This is a genomic window from Tardiphaga sp. vice154 (genome assembly GCF_007018645.1).
Taxonomy (GTDB): Bacteria; Pseudomonadota; Alphaproteobacteria; order Rhizobiales; family Xanthobacteraceae; genus Tardiphaga.
On the sequence record NZ_CP041399.1, the window covers coordinates 1,202,661 to 1,221,480 of the forward strand.

At 63.9% G+C, this 18,820-nt stretch carries 21 protein-coding genes; 8 read left to right on the plus strand and 13 right to left on the minus strand.

All coding sequences use genetic code 11. The features are described from left to right. Positions 1–94 precede the first annotated feature (94 nt). From msrB to FIU28_RS05640, 4 genes are all read right to left on the minus strand, one after another. The gene (gene msrB, locus FIU28_RS05625; RefSeq protein ID WP_143572034.1) at positions 95–508 is read right to left on the minus strand and encodes a peptide-methionine (R)-S-oxide reductase MsrB; all 414 of its coding nucleotides are present in this window, start codon (positions 506–508) and stop codon (positions 95–97) included. A gap of 36 nt (positions 509–544) precedes the next feature. Continuing rightward, the gene (msrA, locus tag FIU28_RS05630; RefSeq protein WP_143572035.1) at positions 545–1,261 is read right to left on the minus strand and encodes a peptide-methionine (S)-S-oxide reductase MsrA; all 717 of its coding nucleotides are present in this window, start codon (positions 1,259–1,261) and stop codon (positions 545–547) included. A 209-nt stretch (positions 1,262–1,470) separates the two neighbouring features. Beyond that, on the minus strand, positions 1,471–1,890 hold the full coding sequence (locus tag FIU28_RS05635; RefSeq protein ID WP_143572036.1) for a BA14K family protein: 420 nt from the start codon (positions 1,888–1,890) through the stop codon (positions 1,471–1,473). Positions 1,891–1,978: 88 nt separating this feature from the next. Further along, complete coding sequence (locus FIU28_RS05640; RefSeq protein ID WP_143572037.1) at positions 1,979–3,088, minus strand: ATP-dependent DNA helicase; 1,110 nt, start codon at positions 3,086–3,088, stop codon at positions 1,979–1,981. A 178-nt stretch (positions 3,089–3,266) separates the two neighbouring features. Here FIU28_RS05640 and FIU28_RS26300 point away from each other — a divergent pair, with 178 nt between their 5' ends. Then, positions 3,267–3,434, plus strand: a complete 168-nt coding sequence (locus tag FIU28_RS26300; protein ID WP_168202808.1) for a hypothetical protein — start codon at positions 3,267–3,269, stop codon at positions 3,432–3,434. A gap of 134 nt (positions 3,435–3,568) precedes the next feature. Here FIU28_RS26300 and flbD read toward each other — a convergent pair whose 3' ends face one another. The 8 genes from flbD to FIU28_RS05680 all read right to left on the minus strand — a co-directional run bounded on the left by flbD (position 3,569) and on the right by FIU28_RS05680 (position 11,575). Continuing rightward, positions 3,569–4,948, minus strand: coding sequence for a sigma-54-dependent transcriptional regulator FlbD (gene flbD / locus FIU28_RS05645; protein ID WP_143572038.1), 1,380 nt, complete (start codon positions 4,946–4,948; stop codon positions 3,569–3,571). Positions 4,949–5,002: 54 nt separating this feature from the next. Beyond that, positions 5,003–5,350, minus strand: coding sequence for a flagellar motor switch protein FliN (gene fliN / locus FIU28_RS05650; protein ID WP_143572039.1), 348 nt, complete (start codon positions 5,348–5,350; stop codon positions 5,003–5,005). Between the two features lie 10 nt (positions 5,351–5,360). Then, positions 5,361–5,987 carry a FliH/SctL family protein gene (locus FIU28_RS05655; protein ID WP_143572040.1) on the minus strand — a complete coding sequence of 209 codons (627 nt, stop codon included), beginning with the start codon at positions 5,985–5,987 and terminating at the stop codon, positions 5,361–5,363. Further along, on the minus strand, positions 5,987–7,075 hold the full coding sequence (fliG, locus tag FIU28_RS05660) for a flagellar motor switch protein FliG (protein WP_143572041.1): 1,089 nt from the start codon (positions 7,073–7,075) through the stop codon (positions 5,987–5,989). The genes FIU28_RS05655 and fliG overlap by 1 nt, the downstream gene beginning before the upstream one ends. 6 nt (positions 7,076–7,081) lie before the next feature. Beyond that, complete coding sequence (gene fliF / locus FIU28_RS05665) at positions 7,082–8,698, minus strand: flagellar basal-body MS-ring/collar protein FliF (RefSeq protein ID WP_143572042.1); 1,617 nt, start codon at positions 8,696–8,698, stop codon at positions 7,082–7,084. Positions 8,699–8,872: 174 nt separating this feature from the next. After that, positions 8,873–9,148, minus strand: coding sequence for a CtrA inhibitor SciP (sciP, locus tag FIU28_RS05670; protein ID WP_002714638.1), 276 nt, complete (start codon positions 9,146–9,148; stop codon positions 8,873–8,875). Positions 9,149–9,336: 188 nt separating this feature from the next. Next, positions 9,337–10,062, minus strand: coding sequence for a flagellar hook assembly protein FlgD (locus FIU28_RS05675; protein ID WP_143572043.1), 726 nt, complete (start codon positions 10,060–10,062; stop codon positions 9,337–9,339). 10 nt (positions 10,063–10,072) lie between these two features. After that, positions 10,073–11,575, minus strand: coding sequence for a flagellar hook-length control protein FliK (locus FIU28_RS05680; RefSeq protein ID WP_143572044.1), 1,503 nt, complete (start codon positions 11,573–11,575; stop codon positions 10,073–10,075). Between the two features lie 327 nt (positions 11,576–11,902). On the opposite strand from FIU28_RS05680, the gene mnmA reads away from it, so the two are divergent. The 3 genes from mnmA to FIU28_RS05695 are packed head-to-tail and all read left to right on the plus strand — an operon-like array spanning position 11,903 to position 14,111. Then, complete coding sequence (gene mnmA, locus FIU28_RS05685; RefSeq protein WP_143576055.1) at positions 11,903–13,105, plus strand: tRNA 2-thiouridine(34) synthase MnmA; 1,203 nt, start codon at positions 11,903–11,905, stop codon at positions 13,103–13,105. Positions 13,106–13,121: 16 nt separating this feature from the next. Further along, entirely contained in the window at positions 13,122–13,760 is a 639-nt protein-coding gene (locus FIU28_RS05690) for a class I SAM-dependent methyltransferase (RefSeq protein ID WP_143572045.1), read from the plus strand. 15 nt (positions 13,761–13,775) lie between these two features. After that, positions 13,776–14,111: a hypothetical protein gene (locus FIU28_RS05695; RefSeq protein WP_246660882.1), complete on the plus strand. Its 336-nt coding sequence runs from the start codon at positions 13,776–13,778 to the stop codon at positions 14,109–14,111. Here the strand turns inward: FIU28_RS05695 and FIU28_RS05700 are convergent. Further along, a complete protein-coding gene (locus FIU28_RS05700; protein ID WP_143572046.1) occupies positions 14,104–14,535 on the minus strand; it encodes a hypothetical protein in 432 nt (143 codons plus the stop codon). The two genes, FIU28_RS05695 and FIU28_RS05700, sit on opposite strands and share 8 nt — an antisense overlap. Positions 14,536–14,838: 303 nt before the next feature. On the opposite strand from FIU28_RS05700, the gene pstS reads away from it, so the two are divergent. The 4 genes from pstS (at position 14,839) to pstB (ending at position 18,817) form a co-directional block, all read left to right on the plus strand. Beyond that, positions 14,839–15,849 carry a phosphate ABC transporter substrate-binding protein PstS gene (pstS, locus tag FIU28_RS05705; protein WP_143572047.1) on the plus strand — a complete coding sequence of 337 codons (1,011 nt, stop codon included), beginning with the start codon at positions 14,839–14,841 and terminating at the stop codon, positions 15,847–15,849. 242 nt (positions 15,850–16,091) lie between these two features. Then, a complete protein-coding gene (gene pstC / locus FIU28_RS05710) occupies positions 16,092–17,090 on the plus strand; it encodes a phosphate ABC transporter permease subunit PstC (protein ID WP_143572048.1) in 999 nt (332 codons plus the stop codon). 60 nt (positions 17,091–17,150) lie between these two features. Then, the gene (pstA, locus tag FIU28_RS05715; RefSeq protein ID WP_143572049.1) at positions 17,151–17,996 is read left to right on the plus strand and encodes a phosphate ABC transporter permease PstA; all 846 of its coding nucleotides are present in this window, start codon (positions 17,151–17,153) and stop codon (positions 17,994–17,996) included. After that, a complete protein-coding gene (gene pstB / locus FIU28_RS05720) occupies positions 17,993–18,817 on the plus strand; it encodes a phosphate ABC transporter ATP-binding protein PstB (RefSeq protein ID WP_143572050.1) in 825 nt (274 codons plus the stop codon). The genes pstA and pstB overlap by 4 nt, the downstream gene beginning before the upstream one ends. The last annotated feature ends 3 nt before the right edge of the window (positions 18,818–18,820 follow it).

Below are 18,820 nucleotides of genomic sequence, written 5' to 3' on the forward strand. Positions count from 1 at the left end.
AGCCCCTCATCGGGAGGCCAAAACGCCCCGGCGACTGCCCTGATACAGGCTTGGTCACACAGGGCGGTTAACAAGCTCGGTAGGAACCAGCTAATTACTTCGCTTGTAGTTTCAAGGCCGCCGAGTTGATGCAATAGCGCAATCCGGTCGGTCCAGGCCCGTCGGGAAAGACGTGGCCGAGGTGGCCATTGCATTTCGAGCACAGCACCTCGGTTCGCACCATGCCGTGACTGACGTCGCGCACCTCATCGACAAAACCGTCCTGGGCCGGCTGCGTGAAGCTCGGCCAGCCGCAGCCGGAGTCGAACTTGGCGTCGGACTCGAACAGCGTTTGGCCGCAGCCGGCGCAAACGAACGTGCCGGGCGTGTGACTATGCTCGTATTCGCCGGTGCCTGGCCGTTCGGTCGCCTTCTCGCGCAGCACGGCATATTGCATCGGAGTCAGTTCGCTGCGCCATTCGGCCTCTGACTTTTCGATCTTACCCGTGGCCGTTTTCGTATCGCTCATGGTTTCTCCCTCACGCGCCGTACTGGATGAGCTCGGTCAGTTCGTGACCTTTACGCTGCTCACCAGGGTCGGCTTCTCGCTGTAGTGCTCGGCGAAGATCTTCTTCAGGTTCTCGACCTTGGGAATATCGTTGATCGCTATATAGGGCTGATTGGGGTGCAGCGTCAGGTAGTCCTGGTGATAGGCCTCGGCGGGATAGAACGCCTGCAACGCATTCACCTTGGTGACGATCGGCTTATTCCAGACCTTTGCGGCATTGAGCTGCGTGATATAGGCGTCCGCGACCTGCTTCTGCTCGGCGGTGGTGGTGAATATTTCCGAGCGATACTGCGTGCCGCTGTCCGGTCCCTGACGGTTCAACTGCGTCGGGTCGTGCACCACGGAGAAGTAGATCTGCAGGATCTTGCCGTAACTGATCTTCTGCGGGTCGTATTTGATCTCGACGGCTTCCGCATGGCCGGTCGTGCCAGAGCCGATCGCGCTGTAATTCGCGGTCGACTTGGCGCCGCCAGAATAGCCGGACACCGCATTGACGACGCCCTTGGTGTGCTGGAACACGCCCTGCACCCCCCAGAAACAGCCGCCCGCGATCACCGCGGTCTGCAGGCCGGTGGTCGCCTTGGCGTCCATAGCCGGCGCCGGAATGATGACGGCCTCCTCGGCGGCGAAGGAGGGCGCGACATAGACGGCGGAAATAGCCAGCGCGCCGATCGCGGCGGCGCAAAGCGTGAAGCGGCTGAGGGTGGAGCGCATGGCATGTCCTCTTGGGTGAGAGCCGGATGAGCGGCATTCTAGACCGTGGCGCGTGGTTCGCAATCGGCGCGACTGGTCCGATACTCCAAGGTACGCAGCCCGACGCGAAGCGTTACAGGCCAGCGGACACGACTTCGTGAGTGTTGTTAACCCCCCACGCAAAAGCCGCGGGACTTGCGTCCCGCGGCTTGTTTCGTCTGCGCCTTGTACTACGGGCAGGGGTAACGATTGCCGTCATTGTTAAGGTAGGTGCCCGACTGCGGGTCATACGATCGGTAACGCTGCGCGCAGTAATTGGCATTCTGCTGGGACTGCGCATTCTGCTGGGCCGCGCCGGCTGCAATTGCGCCGCCGATGATCGCGCCGGCCGCGAGGCCGCCGATCAGCGCGCCGTTGCCGCCGCCGCGGTGACCATAACCATAACCGCGTCCACGATAACCGCCGCCGTAACCGTAGCCACGGCCATAGCCGCCGCCACGGTAATACTGCACGTTTTCAGTCGGCAGCGAGGCGCTGGACTGAATTAGCCGTGGCTGCACCATGATGGGCGCCGAGATCGCCGGGACCGAAAAAGACAGCGCAGTGGCGCCGATCAGCGCAACGGATGTCAAAGTCTTTAATTTGGACATGAACTCTCCTGATGTTCGATCAGGGTCAACGGATGCCGCGCTGCAACGTTCCAATTAGCGTCCGGATATATCTTCGACAGATTCGATGTCACACCACGATGCTGAGGCGCTTGGCCGCCCGCGTGATGCCGGTATAGAGCCAGCGCGCCCGGCTTTCCTGGAAGGCGAAGCTTTCGTCGAACAGCACCACGTCGTCCCACTGCGAGCCCTGGCTCTTGTGCACGGTCAGTACGTAGCCGTAGTCGAACTCGTCATAGGGCTTGCGCTGGTCCCAGGTGAGTGCCTCGACGCCGCCGCTGAAACAGTCGGCGCGCACCGAGACTTTCGTCACCTTGCCGCCGAAATCCTCGTCGGGCGCCAGCCGCATGGTGATAATCGCCGATTTTGACGCCGCGCGCGCCTTGACGCGCCACAGTCCGCCGTTGAACAGCACCTTCTTGCGGTTGTTGCGCAGGCAGACCAGCTTGTCATTGGCGACCGGGAGCGGGTCCTCGATGCCGAGCTTCTGCCGGACCCGCATATTGTACGACCGCCTCGTGTTGTTGCGGCCGACCAGCACCTGGTCGGCGGCCATCACGCGCTCGGGATCGAGCTCCTTGCGCGAGACGACTTCGCTGTCGCCGTAGCGGCCGATATCGAGCTCGCGGCCGAGGCGCACGTCCATCGACATCCGCACGATCGGATCGTGCTCGGCCTGGCGATGCACCTCGGTCAGCATGATGTCGGGTTCGCAGTCGGTGAAGAAACCGCCGCCCTGGATCGGCGGCAACTGCGCGGGATCGCCGAGCACCAAGAGCGGGCAGTCGAACGACATCAAGTCGCGGCCGAGATCGGCGTCGACCATCGAGCATTCGTCGATCACGATCAGCTTGGCCTTGGAGGCTGGCGCGTCGTCCCACAGTTCGAAATTCGGCTGCTCCTCGCCGGATTCCCGGGCGCGGTAGATCAGCGAATGGATGGTCGAGGCGCCGTCGCAGCCTTTGTTGCGCATCACCAGCGCGGCCTTGCCGGTGAAGGCGGCGTATTTTACCTCGCCGTCGACATTGTCGGCGATGTGCCGCGCCAGCGTGGTCTTGCCGGTGCCGGCATAGCCGAACAGCCGGAACACCGGCGGCGTGCCGTTCTTGCCGGGCTTGGCCTTGAGCCAGTCATCGACGGCTTTCAGCGCGGCATCCTGATGCGGGGTAAAGGTCGGCATGGCGTCTCGGGAAAAGCCCGGCCCGCCCGATGCGGCCGCGACTCACAGGGGCAAGCTAACCATTCGCGCGATTGGTGCAAGCGCGCCCCGGCGGGGACGGTTGCCCAAAATCGCCTTATGGCGCAGGTAAGAGCGCGCAGGCACCGGCGAAAACGCCGGTCGCGGACAGGAGATCCCGGTGGGTAGCAGATTGAAGCGCGCGGGGACCATTGTGATCTACGTGGTCGGAGCCATCGCGATCGGCTACCTCGCGCTATATGCCTATGTGATGTTCACCCGGCCGCAATTGGTGCCCGGCGAGCCGATCCAGATCTTCCGCAAGCCGGACGCGCCGAAGTATTCGTGAGGACTCCGACCTCTCCTCGTCATTGCGAGGAGCCCTTGCGACGAAGCAATACAGTTCTTGCCGATTTGGTGGCCTTCGGGATTGCCGCGTCGCTTCGCTCCTCGCAATGACGGCTGAGAGGCCTTCGATTTCCGTTAACCCGTCGCCACCATCGCGCGATAGTCGCCCGAACCGGCCGGCGTGATCGGCAGGCCGCCGTCGGCGTATTCATTCAGCTTGTTGCGTAGCGTGCGGATCGAGATGCCGAGGATGTTCGCCGCGTGCGTGCGGTTGCCGAGGCAGTGCTTCAGCGTCTCCAGGATCAGGTCGCGTTCGACATCGGCGACCGTGCGGCCGACCAGCGCCCGCGTCACCTGCTCGGCGGCGAAGGTGGCATGCGCCACCGCCGGCGCCGTCTTGGCGAGGTCGAGGCGGTCGCCGTCCGGTGTCAGGATCGCATCGGCGCCGATCTCGTCCCCATTGGCCATGAGCACCGAGCGGTGAATGGTGTTTTCCAGCTCGCGGACGTTGCCCTGCCAGCGATTGACGGTGAGCACGCGCCGCGCCTCGGCGGAAATCGGCCGCACCGGCACGCCGTTGGCGTCGGCGTATTTCTTGGCGAAGTGCTGCGCCAGTTCGAGAATGTCGAGCGGGCGTTCGCGCAAGGGAGGGATCTTGAGATTGACGACGTTGAGCCGGAACAAGAGATCCTCGCGGAAGGTTCCTTCGCGCACCGCGTCCGACAGGTTGCGGTTCGAGGTCGCGATGATGCGGATGTCGATCGGCACCGGGCGGGTGCCGCCGACGCGGTCGATCACGCGTTCCTGGATCGCGCGCAGCAGTTTCGACTGCAGGCGCACGTCCATCTCGGAGATTTCGTCGAGCAGCAGCGTGCCGCCGGTGGCTTCCTCGAACTTGCCGATGCGGCGCGCGATGGCGCCGGTGAAGGCGCCCTTCTCGTGGCCGAACAGTTCGGATTCCAGGAGATGCTCGGGGATCGCCGCGCAGTTGATGCTGATGAACGGCTTCTTGGCGCGGTGCGAGCGCGCATGGACGTGGCGTGCCAGCACTTCCTTGCCGGTGCCGGACTCGCCGGTGATCATCACCGAGGCGTCGGAGCCGGCGATCTGCTGCGCCAGTCTGACCACCTTGGCCATCGCCTCGTCGCGGTAGATCAGGTCGCGGGAATCGTTGGCGACCGCCGCCAGCACGGCGGCGATCAGCTCGGGATCCGGCGGCAGCGGGATGTATTCCTTGGCGCCGGCATGGATGGCTGCGACCGCGGCCCGGGCGTCATTGGTGATGCCGCAGGCGACGATCGGCACGTGGATGTGCTCGGCTTCAAGCCGCATCACGAGATCGCGGATGTCGAGCGCGACGTCGACCAGCAGCAGGTCGGCGCCCTTGCCGCCGCGCAGGACCCGCATCGCCTGATCGAGATCCTCGGCGTGGACGACGGAGGCGCCGTTGTCCATCGCGATCTTGGTGGCGGTGGTGAGCTGGCCCTTGAGGGTGCCGACGATGAGAAGCCGCATGGTGGTCTCCTGTGATCTCTTGGTCGCGCCCGTCCGGGCGCTGCGTCGTTCGCGTTACGAGCGTTCTGCCTTGATGATTTCCGTCATGGTGACGCCGAGCTTGTCTTCGACAAGCACCACTTCGCCGCGCGCAACCAGCCGGTTGTTGACGTAGATGTCGATGGCCTCGCCGACCTTGCGGTCGAGCTCCAGCACGGTGCCAGGTCCGAGCTTGAGAAGTTCGCCGACATCCATCTTGGAACGTCCGAGCACGGCCGAGACCTGCACCGGCACGTCGAATACCGCTTCGAGGTCGGCGGCGATCCGCGTGACCTGTTCGTCCTCGCTGTAGCCGACGTCGCCCATCGCGATCGGTTCGGCCGCATTGAGGTCGGGAAGCGGCATGTGGGTGTCATTGCTCATCGTTTCGTCCTCATGGCCGTGCCTGGTTGCGGGCCGCCATATAGCGCCCCACGAGTTCGTTGATCTTGGTCTCGATGGCCGCGCGTTCCAGCAGCACGCCGCCGTCCGCCCATTCGATTTTGCAGTCGCCGCTCTCGATTTCCGGCTCGGCGAGGATCACCAGCTTGCCCTGGAAACCGCTCTGCTTGGCCAGTTTCTCGATCCGCTCGCGGGCTTCGTCATAGAGCTGGTCGTTGATGCGAACGACGATGTGCGGCGTCGCCACCAGATGCTTGAAGCAATCGTGCACCAGCGCCATCATCTCAGTGAGCGGCTCGGTGGCGATCAGCTCGCTGCACAGTTTGCGCGCTACCGAGACCGCAACCTCGACGGCCTCTGTTTCCATCCGCATCTCGATCGCCGAAAACCGCATCGAGATCGAGGAGATGGCGACGCCGATTTCCTCAAGCGCCAGCGCGGCGCGGCGGTCGCTCGCGGCCTTGGCTTCGCGCTGCGCGGCGTCGAAACCGGCGCGGTAGGCGTGGGCTTCGGCGTTGGCGATCTGCTCCGCGATCTCCGCGGGCGTGGCCACGGGCGCGCGCGCCTTGTCGGGCGCGGCGAAATCGACGTCGAACAGGAATTTTGCCGGAGCTGCCATCAATACACCAGTTCGTCGTCGGCACGGTTCTTGGTCAGGACGATCTCGCCCTTGGCAGCGAGGTCCTTGGCGAGGTTGACGAGCAGCGCCTGCGCCTCGTCGACGTCGCGCAAGCGCACCGGCCCGAGCGCGGCCATGTCGTCGAGCAACATCTTGGCGGCGCGCGACGACATGTTGCCCATGAAGAAGCTGCGGACATCCTCGTTGGCGCTCTTCAGCGCGATGCCGAGCTTGTCCTTGTCGATGTTGCGCATCAGGGTCTGCGCCGAGCCGGCGTCGAGCTTGACGAGGTCGTCGAAGGTGAACATCAGCGCCTTGATGCGCTCGGCGGCTTCGCGGTTGTCTTCTTCCAGCGAGGTGATGAAACGGGTCTCGGTCTGGCGATCGAAATTGTTGAAGATTTCTGCCATCACCTCATGGGCATCGCGGCGGCGGGTCTGCGACAGATTCGACATGAACTCGGTGCGCAGCGTCGACTCGACACGCTCGATGATCTCCTTCTGCACCGTCTCCATCTTCAGCATCCGGCCGACGACGTCGAGCGCCAGGTCTTCGGGCAGGATCGCCAGCACCCGCGCAGCATGCTCCGGCTTCAGCTTCGACAGCACCACGGCGATGGTCTGCGGGTATTCGTTCTTGAGGTAATTGGCGAGCACTTCTTCCTGCACGTTGGAGAGCTTCTCCCACATGTTGCGGCCGGCGGGGCCGCGGATTTCTTCCATGATGCCGTTGACGCGCTCGGAGGGCAGGTACTGGGTCAGCAGCCGTTCGGTCGCGTCGAAGGTGCCCATCAGGGCACCCGACGCCGACATTCGCGAAACGAATTCCAGCATCAGGTCTTCGACCGTTTCCGGCTCGACCGTGCCGAGCGTCGACATCACGCCGGACAGCTGGCGTACCTCATCGTCATCGAGCAATGCCCAGATCTTGCCGCCATATTGTTCGCCGAGCGCCAGCATCAGGATCGCCGCGCGCTTGGGGCCGCTCAGCGGCTTGGTGGCGGGGCGGCCACCCTGGCGCTGCGCCAGCGATGCGATGACGCTGGAGATGTCGCTGGTATTGTCGGTCTGGGTCGCGGGGACGGCCATTTCAGATTACGCCGGTTCGGTGAGCCATTGACGGACAATGGCTACGGTTTCGTTGGGATTGCGGTCGGCGAGTTCGCCGACGCGGTGAACGGATTGGGCGTAGACTTGGCCCTGCACGGTGGCGATGTCGATCGCGCTGGCGCCACCGGCGGGGATCAGCGCCTGGCCGTCGGCGCCGACTGCGGTGCCGTCGGTCAGCGCGGCATGCGCGCCGCCGGGGCCGGTCAGCGCGGCGACCGGGTCGCTGGCGAGGATGCGGCGGACCAGCGGGCGGATCACCATGAACATCACCACCAGGCCGAGCAGCATCATCACGGCCAGCTCGATGACGTACATCACATCGTCCTTGGTGAATTGCAGCGCGCCGAGCAGGCCGGTCGGCTCCGCGTTCGGCACCACCGTCGGGGCCTCGGCGAATTTCAGATTGACGATCTCGACCTGGTCGCCGCGCTTCTGGTCGAAGCCGATCGCCGAGCGGACCAGCTGGCCGATGCGGTCGAGCTCTTCCTTGCTGCGCTCCTGATAGATCAGATCGCCCTTTTCGCCTTTGGTGTAGGCGCCGTCGACCAGCACCGCGACCGAGATCCGGTTGACGCGGCCGGCCTCGGTGACTTCGGTCTTGGTGGTGCGGGAAATCTCGTAATTGTTGGTTTCTTCCGACTTCTTGCTCTGGTCCCGCGCCGTCGCGCCGCCCTGGCCCTGGGCACCCGGCAGCTCGTTGGCGACAGTGACCTGACCGTCAGCGGCGGCGGTGGCCGCGGATTCTTCGCGGGTCTGGCTGGAGCGCAGCACGCGGCCTTCGGGGTCGAACTTGTCCGAGGTCTGGGTGACCTTGTTGTAGTCGAAGTCGGCGGTGAGCTGGACGCGGGCACGGCCGGAGCCGACCACCGAGGAGACGATCGCCTCGACCTGGTTGCGCATCCGCTTCTCGAAGCCGATCCGGCGTTCGTCGCCATTGCCGCCATTGGCCGGATCGCCTTCGGCGCCGTCGGCGAGCAACATGCCGGCCTCGTCGACGATCGACACCCGGTTCGGCTTCAATCCGTTGACGGCGGAGGCGACGACGTGACGGATGGCGCGGACCTGCTGCGGATCGAGCTGGCCGCGGACGCGAACCACAATCGAGGCCGATGGCTCCGGGGTCTCGCGGGAAAACAGCGGCCGCTCCGGCAGCACGAGGTGGACGCGGGCAGCCTGGACGCGGTCGATGGCGCGGATGGTGCGCGACAATTCGCCTTCCAGGGCACGCAAATGATTGATGTTCTGGACGAAAGACGTGGTGCCGAGGGCGTCCGACTTGTCGAAGATCTCGTAGCCGACGCCGCCGCCCTTGGGCAGGCCGCCTTCGGCCAGCTTCATGCGCAGCTTGGTGACCTTGTCCTTCGGCACCATGATGGCGGCGCCGTCGTTCTTGAGCTCGTAGGGAATCGCCTGGCGCTCCAGGTCTTTCATGATTGCCGAGGAGTCCTCGACGCTGAGGTCGGTGAATAGGGTGGTCATCTGCGGCATCGTTACCCGCATGATAACAAACGCAAAAAAGCCGATCAGCGCGGCCGTTACCGCAACCATCGCCATCAGGCGCGCGGCGCCCAACCCCTTGAGGAAACTTAGCAGACCCTGCACGAACCAGCCCCTGAACCGCGGCCCGAGGGACCGACTGGGCAGATTTTGCCTACGGTATGGTTTCGATATGGTTAACGCGGGTTAACAGGTCGGAAATACCGCACGAAATGGCAAAAACCGGCTTCCCGTGAGGGAGCCGGTTTTCGTCAAATTGGAAATATCGGGAAGATTCGCTTATTGGCGGTATTGCTGGATGCGGGTCGTCCGCAGGCCCGCGAGACCGTGCTGGTCGATCGAGAATTGCCACGAAAGGAATTCGTCGACTGTCAGCGTGTAGCGGCTGCAGGCTTCCTCGAGGGAAAGCAGGCCCCCGCGGACGGCGGCAACCACTTCGGCCTTGCGGCGGATGACCCACCGTTTCGTCCCGGGTGCAGGCAGATCCGCAATTGTTAACGGACTGCCGTCAGGCCCGATGACGTATTTGACCCTCGGGCGATGGGGTTCTGTCATGGCGTACTCACAAACTCTCAACCACTGAACTCACTATGAGAACCTACGCCCGGCGACTTAAAATTTGCCTAAGCCTGTAACTTCAATGTGAATCGATCTGGAGCGGGTCGGGAAGGCGACGCTTTGGGCCGGAAAGAGCTCCGCCCGGATCGACGATCCGGGCGGAGCTGGAAGTCATTCAAGCCTGATCAGCTCGCGGGCGTCGTCACCGGGGTCGTGTTCTCGACGGTGCGCACCACGCGCTTGATCTTGTCGGTCGTGTAATTGTTGCCCTGGATCGACAACAGCGCCGGGCTGGCGGTCAGATCGACGGAGTCGACCACGCCTTGCACCTCGGTCGAGATCGCCACGGTCTGGCCGTTCGAATCCTTCCCGGTTGCGCTGATCGTGTAGGAGCCCGCCGGGTATTGCGTACCGTCATTGCCCTTGCCGTCCCAGACGAAACTGGAGTCGCCCTTCTTCAGCGCGAAAGTGCCGTTGTAGACCGTGGCGCCGGCCGAGTTGGTGATGTTGATCGTCGAGGTCGTCGTGTCTGTGGCGGCGTTCAAATTCCATGTCGCCGAGGTGTCGAACTTGGCGGTGGCGCCATCGACGGCGACGGTCTTGCCGACATAGACCAGCGCTTCGGTGGCCGCGGCACTCTTCTGCATTGCGACCAGCGCCTTCAACTGGTCGTTCGACTTGAGCTGCTGCTCGACGCCGGCGAACTGCACGAGCTGCTGGGTGAACTGGTTCGTGTCCAGCGGATCGAGCGGGTTCTGATTTTGCAGCTGCGTCGTCAGCAGCTTCAGGAAGGTCTGGAAATTATCCGCAATGCCCGTCGTCGTCGTTGCACTGGTATCGGTCGACGTCGACGTACTGGCGACTGTTCCAGATACGACCGGCGCCGGCTTGGATATTGAATCAACGGCCATGGCTCTCTCCTCAGATACTGATATCGATGCCGCGGCTGGATCCCAGCATGCGGCCGTAGTTGTGCCCGACGGAAACCGCCGGGATGGAGTCGTCTTCGCTGATGATCAGACGCTGTGACTGACGCCCGGAATTGTCGCCGTTGTTCTGCTGCTGTCCCTGCGACTGGTCGCGCAGGCTGAACTGCAGCCCGCCGTCGCTGGTCTTCATGCCGGCCTGCTCCAGCGCGCGCTGCAGCTGCGGCGCGTCCTGACGCAGCATCGCCAGCGTCTCCGGCTTCTCCACCGTCAGATGCGAGGTGACGTTGCCGTCGCGGTCGACGTCGAGGCGGACATCGATGCGGCCGAGTTCGGCCGGGTCGAGACGGATGTCGAAGCGGCTCTTGCCGGATTGTGCCGACTGCGCGATTTCGACGGCGACGCCGCTCAGCGGCACCGGCGTATTGGCGGCGAGCGTGGCCGTGAACTGCGGCGCCGTGGCGACGATGGGGGCCGTAGTCGGCAGCGGCGGCTGCGTCGTCATGTTGGTCGGCTGGGGCGCATCGGTCGATGCAGGCTGCACGGTATCTGGCGTAGCGCGCTCATGCGCGGCATGCGCGGCGTGCTTTGCCGCGGCATTGCCGGAGTCCGGCTTGACGCCATCGGCGGAAACGTCGCCGGTACCGTTCTTGACGTCCTTCGTAGTCGATGCGGTGGCCTGCGTCGGCTGCGGCGCGATCCCCGTCGCGGTCCCCGTCGTTTCGGACTTGGCGTCGCTCTCGGTCGTCGGCTTGGCTTCCTTGCTGGCGGTCTTGGCCGCGGCTGGCGTGGCGGCGGCGATCAGGGCGGCAAAATCCGGATCGGTGGTTGGCGGCGTCGCGGTCTCTGCGGCAGCTTCGGTGCCGGTCGTAGCCGTGGCTTCCGCGGCGGCGGCCTGGGCCTTCAGCACCGCGGCGGCAATCGCCAGCGGCGCGGTTGCGCCGGTTGAGGCGTCGACCGGTGCCGAGGCAGTGTCTACAGAGGCGGTAACCACAGGCATGACGACGGCAACCGCGGCCACCGGCACGGCTTTGTCCGATTCGGCAGGAACCGCGGCGGCGTCCGTCGGGGCGGCGTCCTTCGTGTCCTTGCCGTCCTGGGCGTCTTTCGTATCCTTGGCCGCATCCTTTTCGAGTTTGCCGTTGTCCGGCTTGCTGTCGCTGCGGACCGGCCTATTGGCCTTGCTGTTGTCGGTGGCGTCGGCGCGGTCGCTGGCGGCCTTGGTCTGGGCGTCCTGATTGCGGGCGTCCGATGCGGCGGCAGCATCGGCGCGGGAGTCCCTGCGCTGCGCGCGGTCGTCGGCCTTGGCCGGCCGCTGGTCGTCGCGAGACGGCGACGGTGCCTCGGGCAGGGTGGAATCCGGCCGGTCTTTGGCGCTGTTAGCGGTATTGTTGTTGACCATCGCGCTGAAGCTGCCGGCGTCGACCGGCTTGTCGTCGCGGACCGACTTCGATCGCGCAGGCGCAAACGATACGTTTGAGGCGATATCTGACGTCACGCTAACCACGGCCGGCCTTTCGAGATGAGTTCCAGTGTTCCTTGAGCAAAGACCGGGCCACGCGGTCCAGAAAAAATAAATCTATACATTTCAATATGTTATAGGAACGGTGCCAAGAGCTAGCGAGCGTTTCCGCTACTTTGTTTCTGCCTGTCGGCAAGAATTGCCGTTGCGGGGCCGCCAGCGTGATTGCCTGAGCGGAAGTCGGCCTATATTAAAGTGCAGCATCCCAGCCATCGCCGGAACACGCTCGCGTTCCTCGATCCGTTCCCCTTTTCCTGATCGCGGCGGCTCGCAGCCAGCCCGGTCGCATCGATGACCGAACCCATGCGCAACAGTCTGGATCTCGAAGGCCATCCGCAGGACACCAGGGTCGTGGTCGCCATGTCCGGTGGCGTCGATTCCTCGGTGACGGCCGCGCTGCTGAAGTCGCAGGGCTATGATGTCGTCGGCATCACGCTGCAGCTCTACGACCATGGCGCCGCCACCCACCGCAAGGGCGCCTGCTGTGCCGGTCGCGATATCCACGACGCCCGTGACGTCGCCGAACGCCTCGGCATTCCGCATTACGTGCTGGATTACGAGAGTAAGTTCCGCGAGTCGGTGATCGACAATTTCGCCGCCAGCTACGCCATCGGCGAAACGCCGGTGCCGTGCATCGAATGCAACCGCTCCGTCAAGTTTCGCGACCTGCTGGCCACCGCGCGCGAACTCGGCGCGCAGGCCTTGGCCACGGGCCATTACGTCGCCTCGCGCCGTCTGGACGATGGCTCGCGCGCGCTGGTTTGCGCTGCGGATGCCGATCGCGACCAGAGCTACTTCCTGTTCGCCACCACGCAGGAACAGCTCGACTATCTGCGCTTTCCGCTCGGCGACATGACCAAGCCGCAGACCCGCGAACTGGCGCGGCAGTTCGGCCTGTCGGTTGCCGACAAGCAGGACAGCCAGGACATCTGCTTCGTGCCGTCCGGCCGTTACACCGACGTGATCGAGCGCATGAAGCCGAACGCGCTGGAGCCCGGCGACATCGTCGATCTCGATGGCCGCGTGATCGGCCGTCATGAGGGCATCGTGCACTTCACCGTCGGTCAGCGCCGCGGCCTCGGCATTGCGGCGAGTGCGCCGCTCTATGTCATCAAGCTCGACGCCGCCTCCCGGCGCGTCATCGTCGGTCCGCGCGAGGCCTTGCGCATGCACCGCATCGCGCTGCGTGACATCAACTGGATCGGCGGCGGCACTTTGGATGCGGCGGTCGGCGACGGGCTCGAACTGTTCGTCAAGGTGCGCTCGACCCGCGGTCCGCAGCCGGCGTGGCTGCGCGCGGTGAGTGGCGGTTACGAGATCGAACTGGTCGGCGGCGAGGAGGGTGTGTCGCCCGGCCAGGCCTGCGTGTTCTATGATGCCGCCAGTGGCCAGGCCCGCGTGCTAGGCGGCGGCTTCATCAAAAGCGCGGCGGCAAACAGCGTTGTTGGTCGTCCGGCCAGGGATGTTAACGTTCAGCAGCCGCTGGTCGCAGCGTTGCGTATCTAAGAGATCAGGGCAGGAAATGGCTGGCGATATCGACCGCGCGGGGGTCGCGAAGGCTTACGGGCTGTGGGCACCGATCTACGACATCGTGTTCGGCAAGGTATTCGAGTCCGGCCGCCAGGCCACGATCATCGAGGCCGACCGGATCGGCGGCCGTATTCTCGACGTCGGCGTCGGCACCGGGCTGTCGCTGATCGATTATTCCCGCACCACCCGGATCTGCGGCGTCGATATATCCGAGCCGATGCTGCGCAAGGCGCATCAGCGCGTGAAGGCGCTGAACCTGACCAACGTCGAGACGCTGGCGGTGATGGACGCCAAGAACCTCGCTTTTGCGGATGACTACTTTGACGCCGTGGTGGCGCAGTACGTCATCACCGCCGTGCCCGATCCCGAAGCGACGCTGGACGATTTCATTCGCGTTCTGAAGCCTGGCGGCGAGCTGATCCTTGTGAACCATATCGGTGCTGAAAGCGGCCCGCGAAAATTGTTCGAGTTGGCCTTTGCGCCATTGGCGCGCCGGCTCGGCTGGCGTCCCGAGTTTCCGTGGGGGCGGCTGGTGGACTGGGCTGCCGGACATGGAGGCATCACCCTGGCCGAACGCCGTCCGATGCCCCCGATGGGCCATTTTTCGCTGATCCGGTACCGCAAAACCTGATGTGCCGATCGGAACATGCAGGCGGTCGCGCCGTTGACCCCGATGAAGTTCACGTCAACGCTGTTGATCGTCAGTCTTTCACTCGCCGGCACGGGCATCGCGTTCCCGCAGGCGACGAATTGCACGCCGACGCAGACCGATCCGCAGCAGGGGACGTTGTCACCTGAGCGCGCGCCATCCGGCCGGAATTCCGAGCCTTTGAGCGACAGGTTGGCCAGATCCGATGGCGTGTTGTGTCCGCCCGGTGGGATCGATACAGAAATGCGCGTGCCTGCGCCGGACGCCGGTACGACCCCGGTACTTCCGCCCCCCGGCAATTCCACCACCGATCAAAGCGTACGACCTAAATAGAAGTGGGGGCCGTCCCCGAACGTTGCGGTTCGTGCTCGGCGAAGCGTGACAGCAGCACGGTTCTCATGGATTTGTAGTTGGCGATGCCCTCGACGAGTTCGCGCAGCCGGCGCTGACCGTTGGAAATCTCCTTCTCCAACAGATCGAGATGATCGCTGTCGAGCGGTTCGCGCGTCAGATACTCATCATTGCCGTTGCCAAAGGTTACGGCGGCGCGCGACAGCACGTCATCGACCCGGCGGGTGAGGCCGGCATGTTCCTTTTCGGCACCCGTCAAGGCCTGCTCGATCGCCAGCAGGATCGCGTGGACGCGCCCGCTGTCGGTCTCGGCGTCACGGGAAGCCGAACGCGCCTTGAATTCGCGCTCGCCGATCATGCCGCGGAGATAGTGCTGGGCACGAAACCTCGGGAAGTGCTCAAACATGGGCCTGCCTCGATTGCAGCGCGAAAACCGCGCATCTATTCATCGGAGACCAGCGTTAGCAATTCGTTAATGCGGCGCTAAGTCCGCGGTATCGTCTGGTACCCCCGTCTACGATCGAACCTTCCATAACCGGCCAAATATCGCTCGCACAGCTCCGGGGAAACGGGTTTTATCATTGAAATCATTGATGAAATGCCGTGTCACATGAACGTCATCCAATTGCAATATTAGCTCCACAGCAGGCTCGTAAAGAGGCGGCACAGGGCTCCGGGACGGGCGCCCTTGACCCAACGGAGATCACCCATGAAATTCCTCAAGGCAATCGTCGCAGTCGGCCTGATGGCCGCTTCGACCTCGGCATTCGCTGCCGACATCACCGGTGCGGGCGCGACCTTCCCCTTCCCGGTCTATTCGAAGTGGGCTGACGCCTACAAGAAAGAGACCGGCAATGGCCTGAATTACCAGTCGATCGGCTCCGGCGCAGGCATCAAGCAGATCCAGGCCAAGACCGTGACCTTCGGCGCCACCGACGCGCCGCTCAAGGCTGAGCAGCTCGAAAAAGACGGACTCGTGCAGTGGCCGATGGTGATGGGCGCGATCGTTCCCGTCGTGAACCTTGAAGGCATCGCTTCCGGCGAACTGGTTCTGTCCGGCGAACTGCTGGCCGACATCTATCTCGGCAAGGTCACCAAGTGGGACGACGCCGCGATCGTCAAGCTGAACCCCAAGCTGAAACTGCCCTCGGCCGCCATCACCGTGGTCCGCCGTTCGGACGGTTCGGGCACCACCTTCAACTTCACCGATTATCTCGCCAAGGCGAGCCCGGACTGGAAGACCAAGGTCGGCATGGGCACCGCCGTCGAATGGCCGGTTGGCGTCGGCGCCAAGGGTAACGAAGGCGTTGCCGGCAACATCAGCCAGACCAAGAACGCGATCGGTTACGTCGAATACGCTTACGCCAAGCAGAACAAGCTGACCTATGCCGGCATGATCAACAAGGCCGGCAAGACCGTGCAGCCGACCGTCGCCTCGTTCCAGGCCGCCGCGTCCAACGCCGATTGGGCCAAGGCTCCCGGCTATTACGTGATCCTGACCGACCAGCCGGGCGACGCCTCCTGGCCGATCACCGCCGCAACCTTCATCCTGATGCACAAGGTTCCAGCCGACAAGGCAGCCTCCGCCGAAGCCATCAAGTTCTTCACCTGGGCCTTCGAGAAGGGCGACAAGATGGCCGAGGAACTCGACTACATTCCGATGCCGGAGCCGGTCGTCAAGCTGATCGAAAAGACCTGGTCGGCTGACATCAAGAGCTGAGCGATCACAAGCTGGCAGTAGTGTACCCTCCCCCCTCTTTGGGGAGGGGCAGGGAGAGGGGGGCGCCGGGCGACGGCGCTTGCGGCTCGCCCTCTCCCGGCGCTTCGCGCCACCCTCCCCCGCAAGGGGGGGCCGCGGGACTGGTGGCTCACCATAACGACGACCGCAGCGCGGCATCAGCGCAGCTCGAATTTCTCAACGATGCGCCCGTGCATCCAGTACAGTAAAAACAGGGGACTGGCGTGGCAGATATGGCCGTACAGAGCTCGTCGATGGAAGCTGCCGGACCGTATGATCGTGCGAAGGCGCTGAGCGCCTTCAAGTTCGGTGATCAGGCATTTTACTGGATCACGCGCCTGTGCGCGATGTCCGTCCTGCTGCTTCTCGGCGGCATCATTCTCTCGCTGATCGCGGGCGCCTGGCCGGCGATGAAGGAATACGGCTTGGCGTTCCTGTGGACGCAGCGCTGGGCGCCGGCCAACGATCCGCCGGTGCTGGGTGCGCTCGGCCCGATCTACGGCACGTTGGTGACCTCGGTGATCGCCATGGCGATCGCCATTCCGGTCGGCCTCGGCATCGCGATTTTCCTCACCGAGCTGTGCCCGCAGTGGCTGCGCCGGCCGATTGGCATGGCAATCGAACTGCTCGCCGGCATTCCCTCGATCATCTACGGCATGTGGGGCTTCTTCGTGCTCGGGCCGTATCTGGCCGATCATGTGCAGCCGTTCATGATCGCCACTTTTGAAGGCGTGCCGGTTCTCGGCACCATCTTCGCCGGCCCGCCCTCTTATCTCAGCCTGTTCAACGCGGCGCTGATCCTCGCCATCATGGTGTTGCCCTTCATCACCTCGATCTCGGTCGACGTGTTCAAGACGGTGCCGCCGGTACTGAAGGAAGCCGCCTATGGCGTCGGCTGCACCACCTGGGAAGTCGTGCGCAATGTCGTCATCCCCTACACCAAGGTAGGCGTGATCGGCGGCATCATGCTGGCGCTCGGCCGCGCGCTCGGCGAGACGATGGCGGTGACCTTCATCATCGGCAACTCGTTCCGGATTTCCGGGTCGCTATTCGGGCCGGGCACCACTATCTCGGCAGCGATCGCCAGCGAGTTCGCGGAAAGCGATGGCCTGCACCAGTCCGCATTGATCCTGCTCGGCCTGCTGCTGTTCGTGCTGACATTCTTCGTGCTGTCGGGCGCGCGGCTGATGCTGATGCGTCTCGAAAAGAAGGCGGGTAACTAGCATGGCCCCGAAAAGTGGATACCGGTTTTCGGATAAGGCCATCATGCTTCAGGTGATGTCATGAACCCGATTTACGCTTCCCGCCGCCGTTTCGACATGCTGATCCGTGCGCTGTGCTTCGGCGCCGCCATCTTCGGCGTCTCCTGGCTGGCGCTGATCCTGTTCACGCTGTTCAGCAACGGCCTCGCCGGCCTCAGCGTGCAGTTGTTCACGCAGAACACGCCGCCGCCGGGCTCCGCCGAAGGTGGCCTGCTCAACGCCATCGTCGGCTCGATCATCATGACGGCGATCGGCGTCGGCATCGGCGCGCCGCTCGGCCTGTTCGCCGGCACCTATTTGGCCGAATACGGCAAGAACGACCGGCTCACCGATGTGATCCGCTTCATCAACGACATCCTGCTGTCGGCGCCCTCAATCATCATCGGCCTTTTCGTCTATGGCGCGGTGGTGGTGCCGATGGGCGGTTTCTCGGCCTTCGCCGGTTCATTGGCATTGGCCGTGATCGTGATCCCTGTGGTGGTCCGGACCACCGAGGACATGCTCGGCCTGGTGCCCAATCCGCTGCGCGAAGCGGCCTCGGCGCTCGGCCTGCCGCGTTCGCTGGTGATCAAGCGGATCGCCTACCGCGCCGCCCGCGCCGGCCTCATCACCGGCGTTCTGCTGGCGACGGCCCGCGTCGCCGGCGAAACTGCGCCCTTGCTGTTCACCGCGCTGAGCAACCAGTTCTTCAGCCTGGATCTCACCAGGACCATGGCCAACCTGCCGGTGACCATCAACAATTTCGTTCAAAGCCCCTACGAGTACTGGAAGCAGCTGGCCTGGAGCGGCGCTCTGATCATAACCCTGGCCGTACTTGCCCTTAACATTGGCGCGCGCATTCTCGGCGCCGAGAGGACAGCGAAATGAGTGAACTATCCGTATCTTCCGGCGTATCCTCGGTTTCCCTGCCGCCGCAGGTGGCGATGGGCGAGGAGCGCTCCAAGGTCAGCGTCCGCGACCTGAATTTCTATTACGGCGACCATCACGCGCTGAAGCACATCAACCTGACGCTGGTCGCCAACCGCGTCACCGCCTTCATCGGCCCGTCGGGCTGCGGCAAGTCCACGCTGCTGCGCATCTTCAACCGCATGTACGACCTCTATCCCGGCCAGCGTGCCGAGGGTCAGGTTATGCTCGACAGCCAGAACGTGCTCGATCCGAAGCTGGATCTCAACCTGCTGCGCGCCCGCGTCGGCATGGTGTTCCAGAAGCCGACGCCGTTCCCGATGACCATCTACGAAAACATCGCCTTCGGCGTGCGTCTCTACGAGAAGATCTCGAAGTCGGAGATGGATGGCCGCGTCGAGAAGGCGCTGCGCGGCGGCGCTCTGTGGAACGAGGTCAAGGACAAGCTGAACGCCTCCGGTCTCAGCCTGTCGGGCGGCCAGCAGCAACGCCTGTGCATCGCGCGCACCATTGCGGTCAGGCCCGAGGTGATCCTGTTCGACGAGCCGTGCTCGGCGCTGGATCCGATCTCGACCGCCAAGATCGAGGAATTGATCGACGAGTTGAAGAACGACTACACCATTGCCATCGTCACCCACAACATGCAGCAGGCGGCGCGCGTTTCTGACAGCACCGCCTTCATGTATCTCGGCGAGTTGATCGAATTCGGCCCGACCAACAAGATCTTCACCTCGCCGACAGATCGCCGTACCCAGGATTACATCACCGGCCGGTTCGGCTGACGC

What these genes read in the sequence shown, in the direction of transcription:
- msrB (WP_143572034.1), bottom strand. Translation starts at nt 508, where the DNA reads ATGAGCGATACGAAAACGGCCACGGGTAAGATCGAAAAGTCAGAGGCC.
- msrA (WP_143572035.1), bottom strand. Translation starts at nt 1,261, where the DNA reads ATGCGCTCCACCCTCAGCCGCTTCACGCTTTGCGCCGCCGCGATCGGC.
- FIU28_RS05635 (WP_143572036.1), bottom strand. Translation starts at nt 1,890, where the DNA reads ATGTCCAAATTAAAGACTTTGACATCCGTTGCGCTGATCGGCGCCACT.
- FIU28_RS05640 (WP_143572037.1), bottom strand. Translation starts at nt 3,088, where the DNA reads ATGCCGACCTTTACCCCGCATCAGGATGCCGCGCTGAAAGCCGTCGAT.
- flbD (WP_143572038.1), bottom strand. Translation starts at nt 4,948, where the DNA reads ATGCGGCTTCTCATCGTCGGCACCCTCAAGGGCCAGCTCACCACCGCC.
- fliN (WP_143572039.1), bottom strand. Translation starts at nt 5,350, where the DNA reads ATGAGCAATGACACCCACATGCCGCTTCCCGACCTCAATGCGGCCGAA.
- FIU28_RS05655 (WP_143572040.1), bottom strand. Translation starts at nt 5,987, where the DNA reads ATGGCAGCTCCGGCAAAATTCCTGTTCGACGTCGATTTCGCCGCGCCC.
- fliG (WP_143572041.1), bottom strand. Translation starts at nt 7,075, where the DNA reads ATGGCCGTCCCCGCGACCCAGACCGACAATACCAGCGACATCTCCAGC.
- sciP (WP_002714638.1), bottom strand. Translation starts at nt 9,148, where the DNA reads ATGACAGAACCCCATCGCCCGAGGGTCAAATACGTCATCGGGCCTGAC.
- FIU28_RS05675 (WP_143572043.1), bottom strand. Translation starts at nt 10,062, where the DNA reads ATGGCCGTTGATTCAATATCCAAGCCGGCGCCGGTCGTATCTGGAACA.
- mnmA (WP_143576055.1), top strand. Translation starts at nt 11,903, where the DNA reads ATGCGCAACAGTCTGGATCTCGAAGGCCATCCGCAGGACACCAGGGTC.
- FIU28_RS05690 (WP_143572045.1), top strand. Translation starts at nt 13,122, where the DNA reads ATGGCTGGCGATATCGACCGCGCGGGGGTCGCGAAGGCTTACGGGCTG.
- FIU28_RS05695 (WP_246660882.1), top strand. Translation starts at nt 13,776, where the DNA reads ATGCAGGCGGTCGCGCCGTTGACCCCGATGAAGTTCACGTCAACGCTG.
- FIU28_RS05700 (WP_143572046.1), bottom strand. Translation starts at nt 14,535, where the DNA reads ATGTTTGAGCACTTCCCGAGGTTTCGTGCCCAGCACTATCTCCGCGGC.
- pstS (WP_143572047.1), top strand. Translation starts at nt 14,839, where the DNA reads ATGAAATTCCTCAAGGCAATCGTCGCAGTCGGCCTGATGGCCGCTTCG.
- pstA (WP_143572049.1), top strand. Translation starts at nt 17,151, where the DNA reads ATGAACCCGATTTACGCTTCCCGCCGCCGTTTCGACATGCTGATCCGT.
- pstB (WP_143572050.1), top strand. Translation starts at nt 17,993, where the DNA reads ATGAGTGAACTATCCGTATCTTCCGGCGTATCCTCGGTTTCCCTGCCG.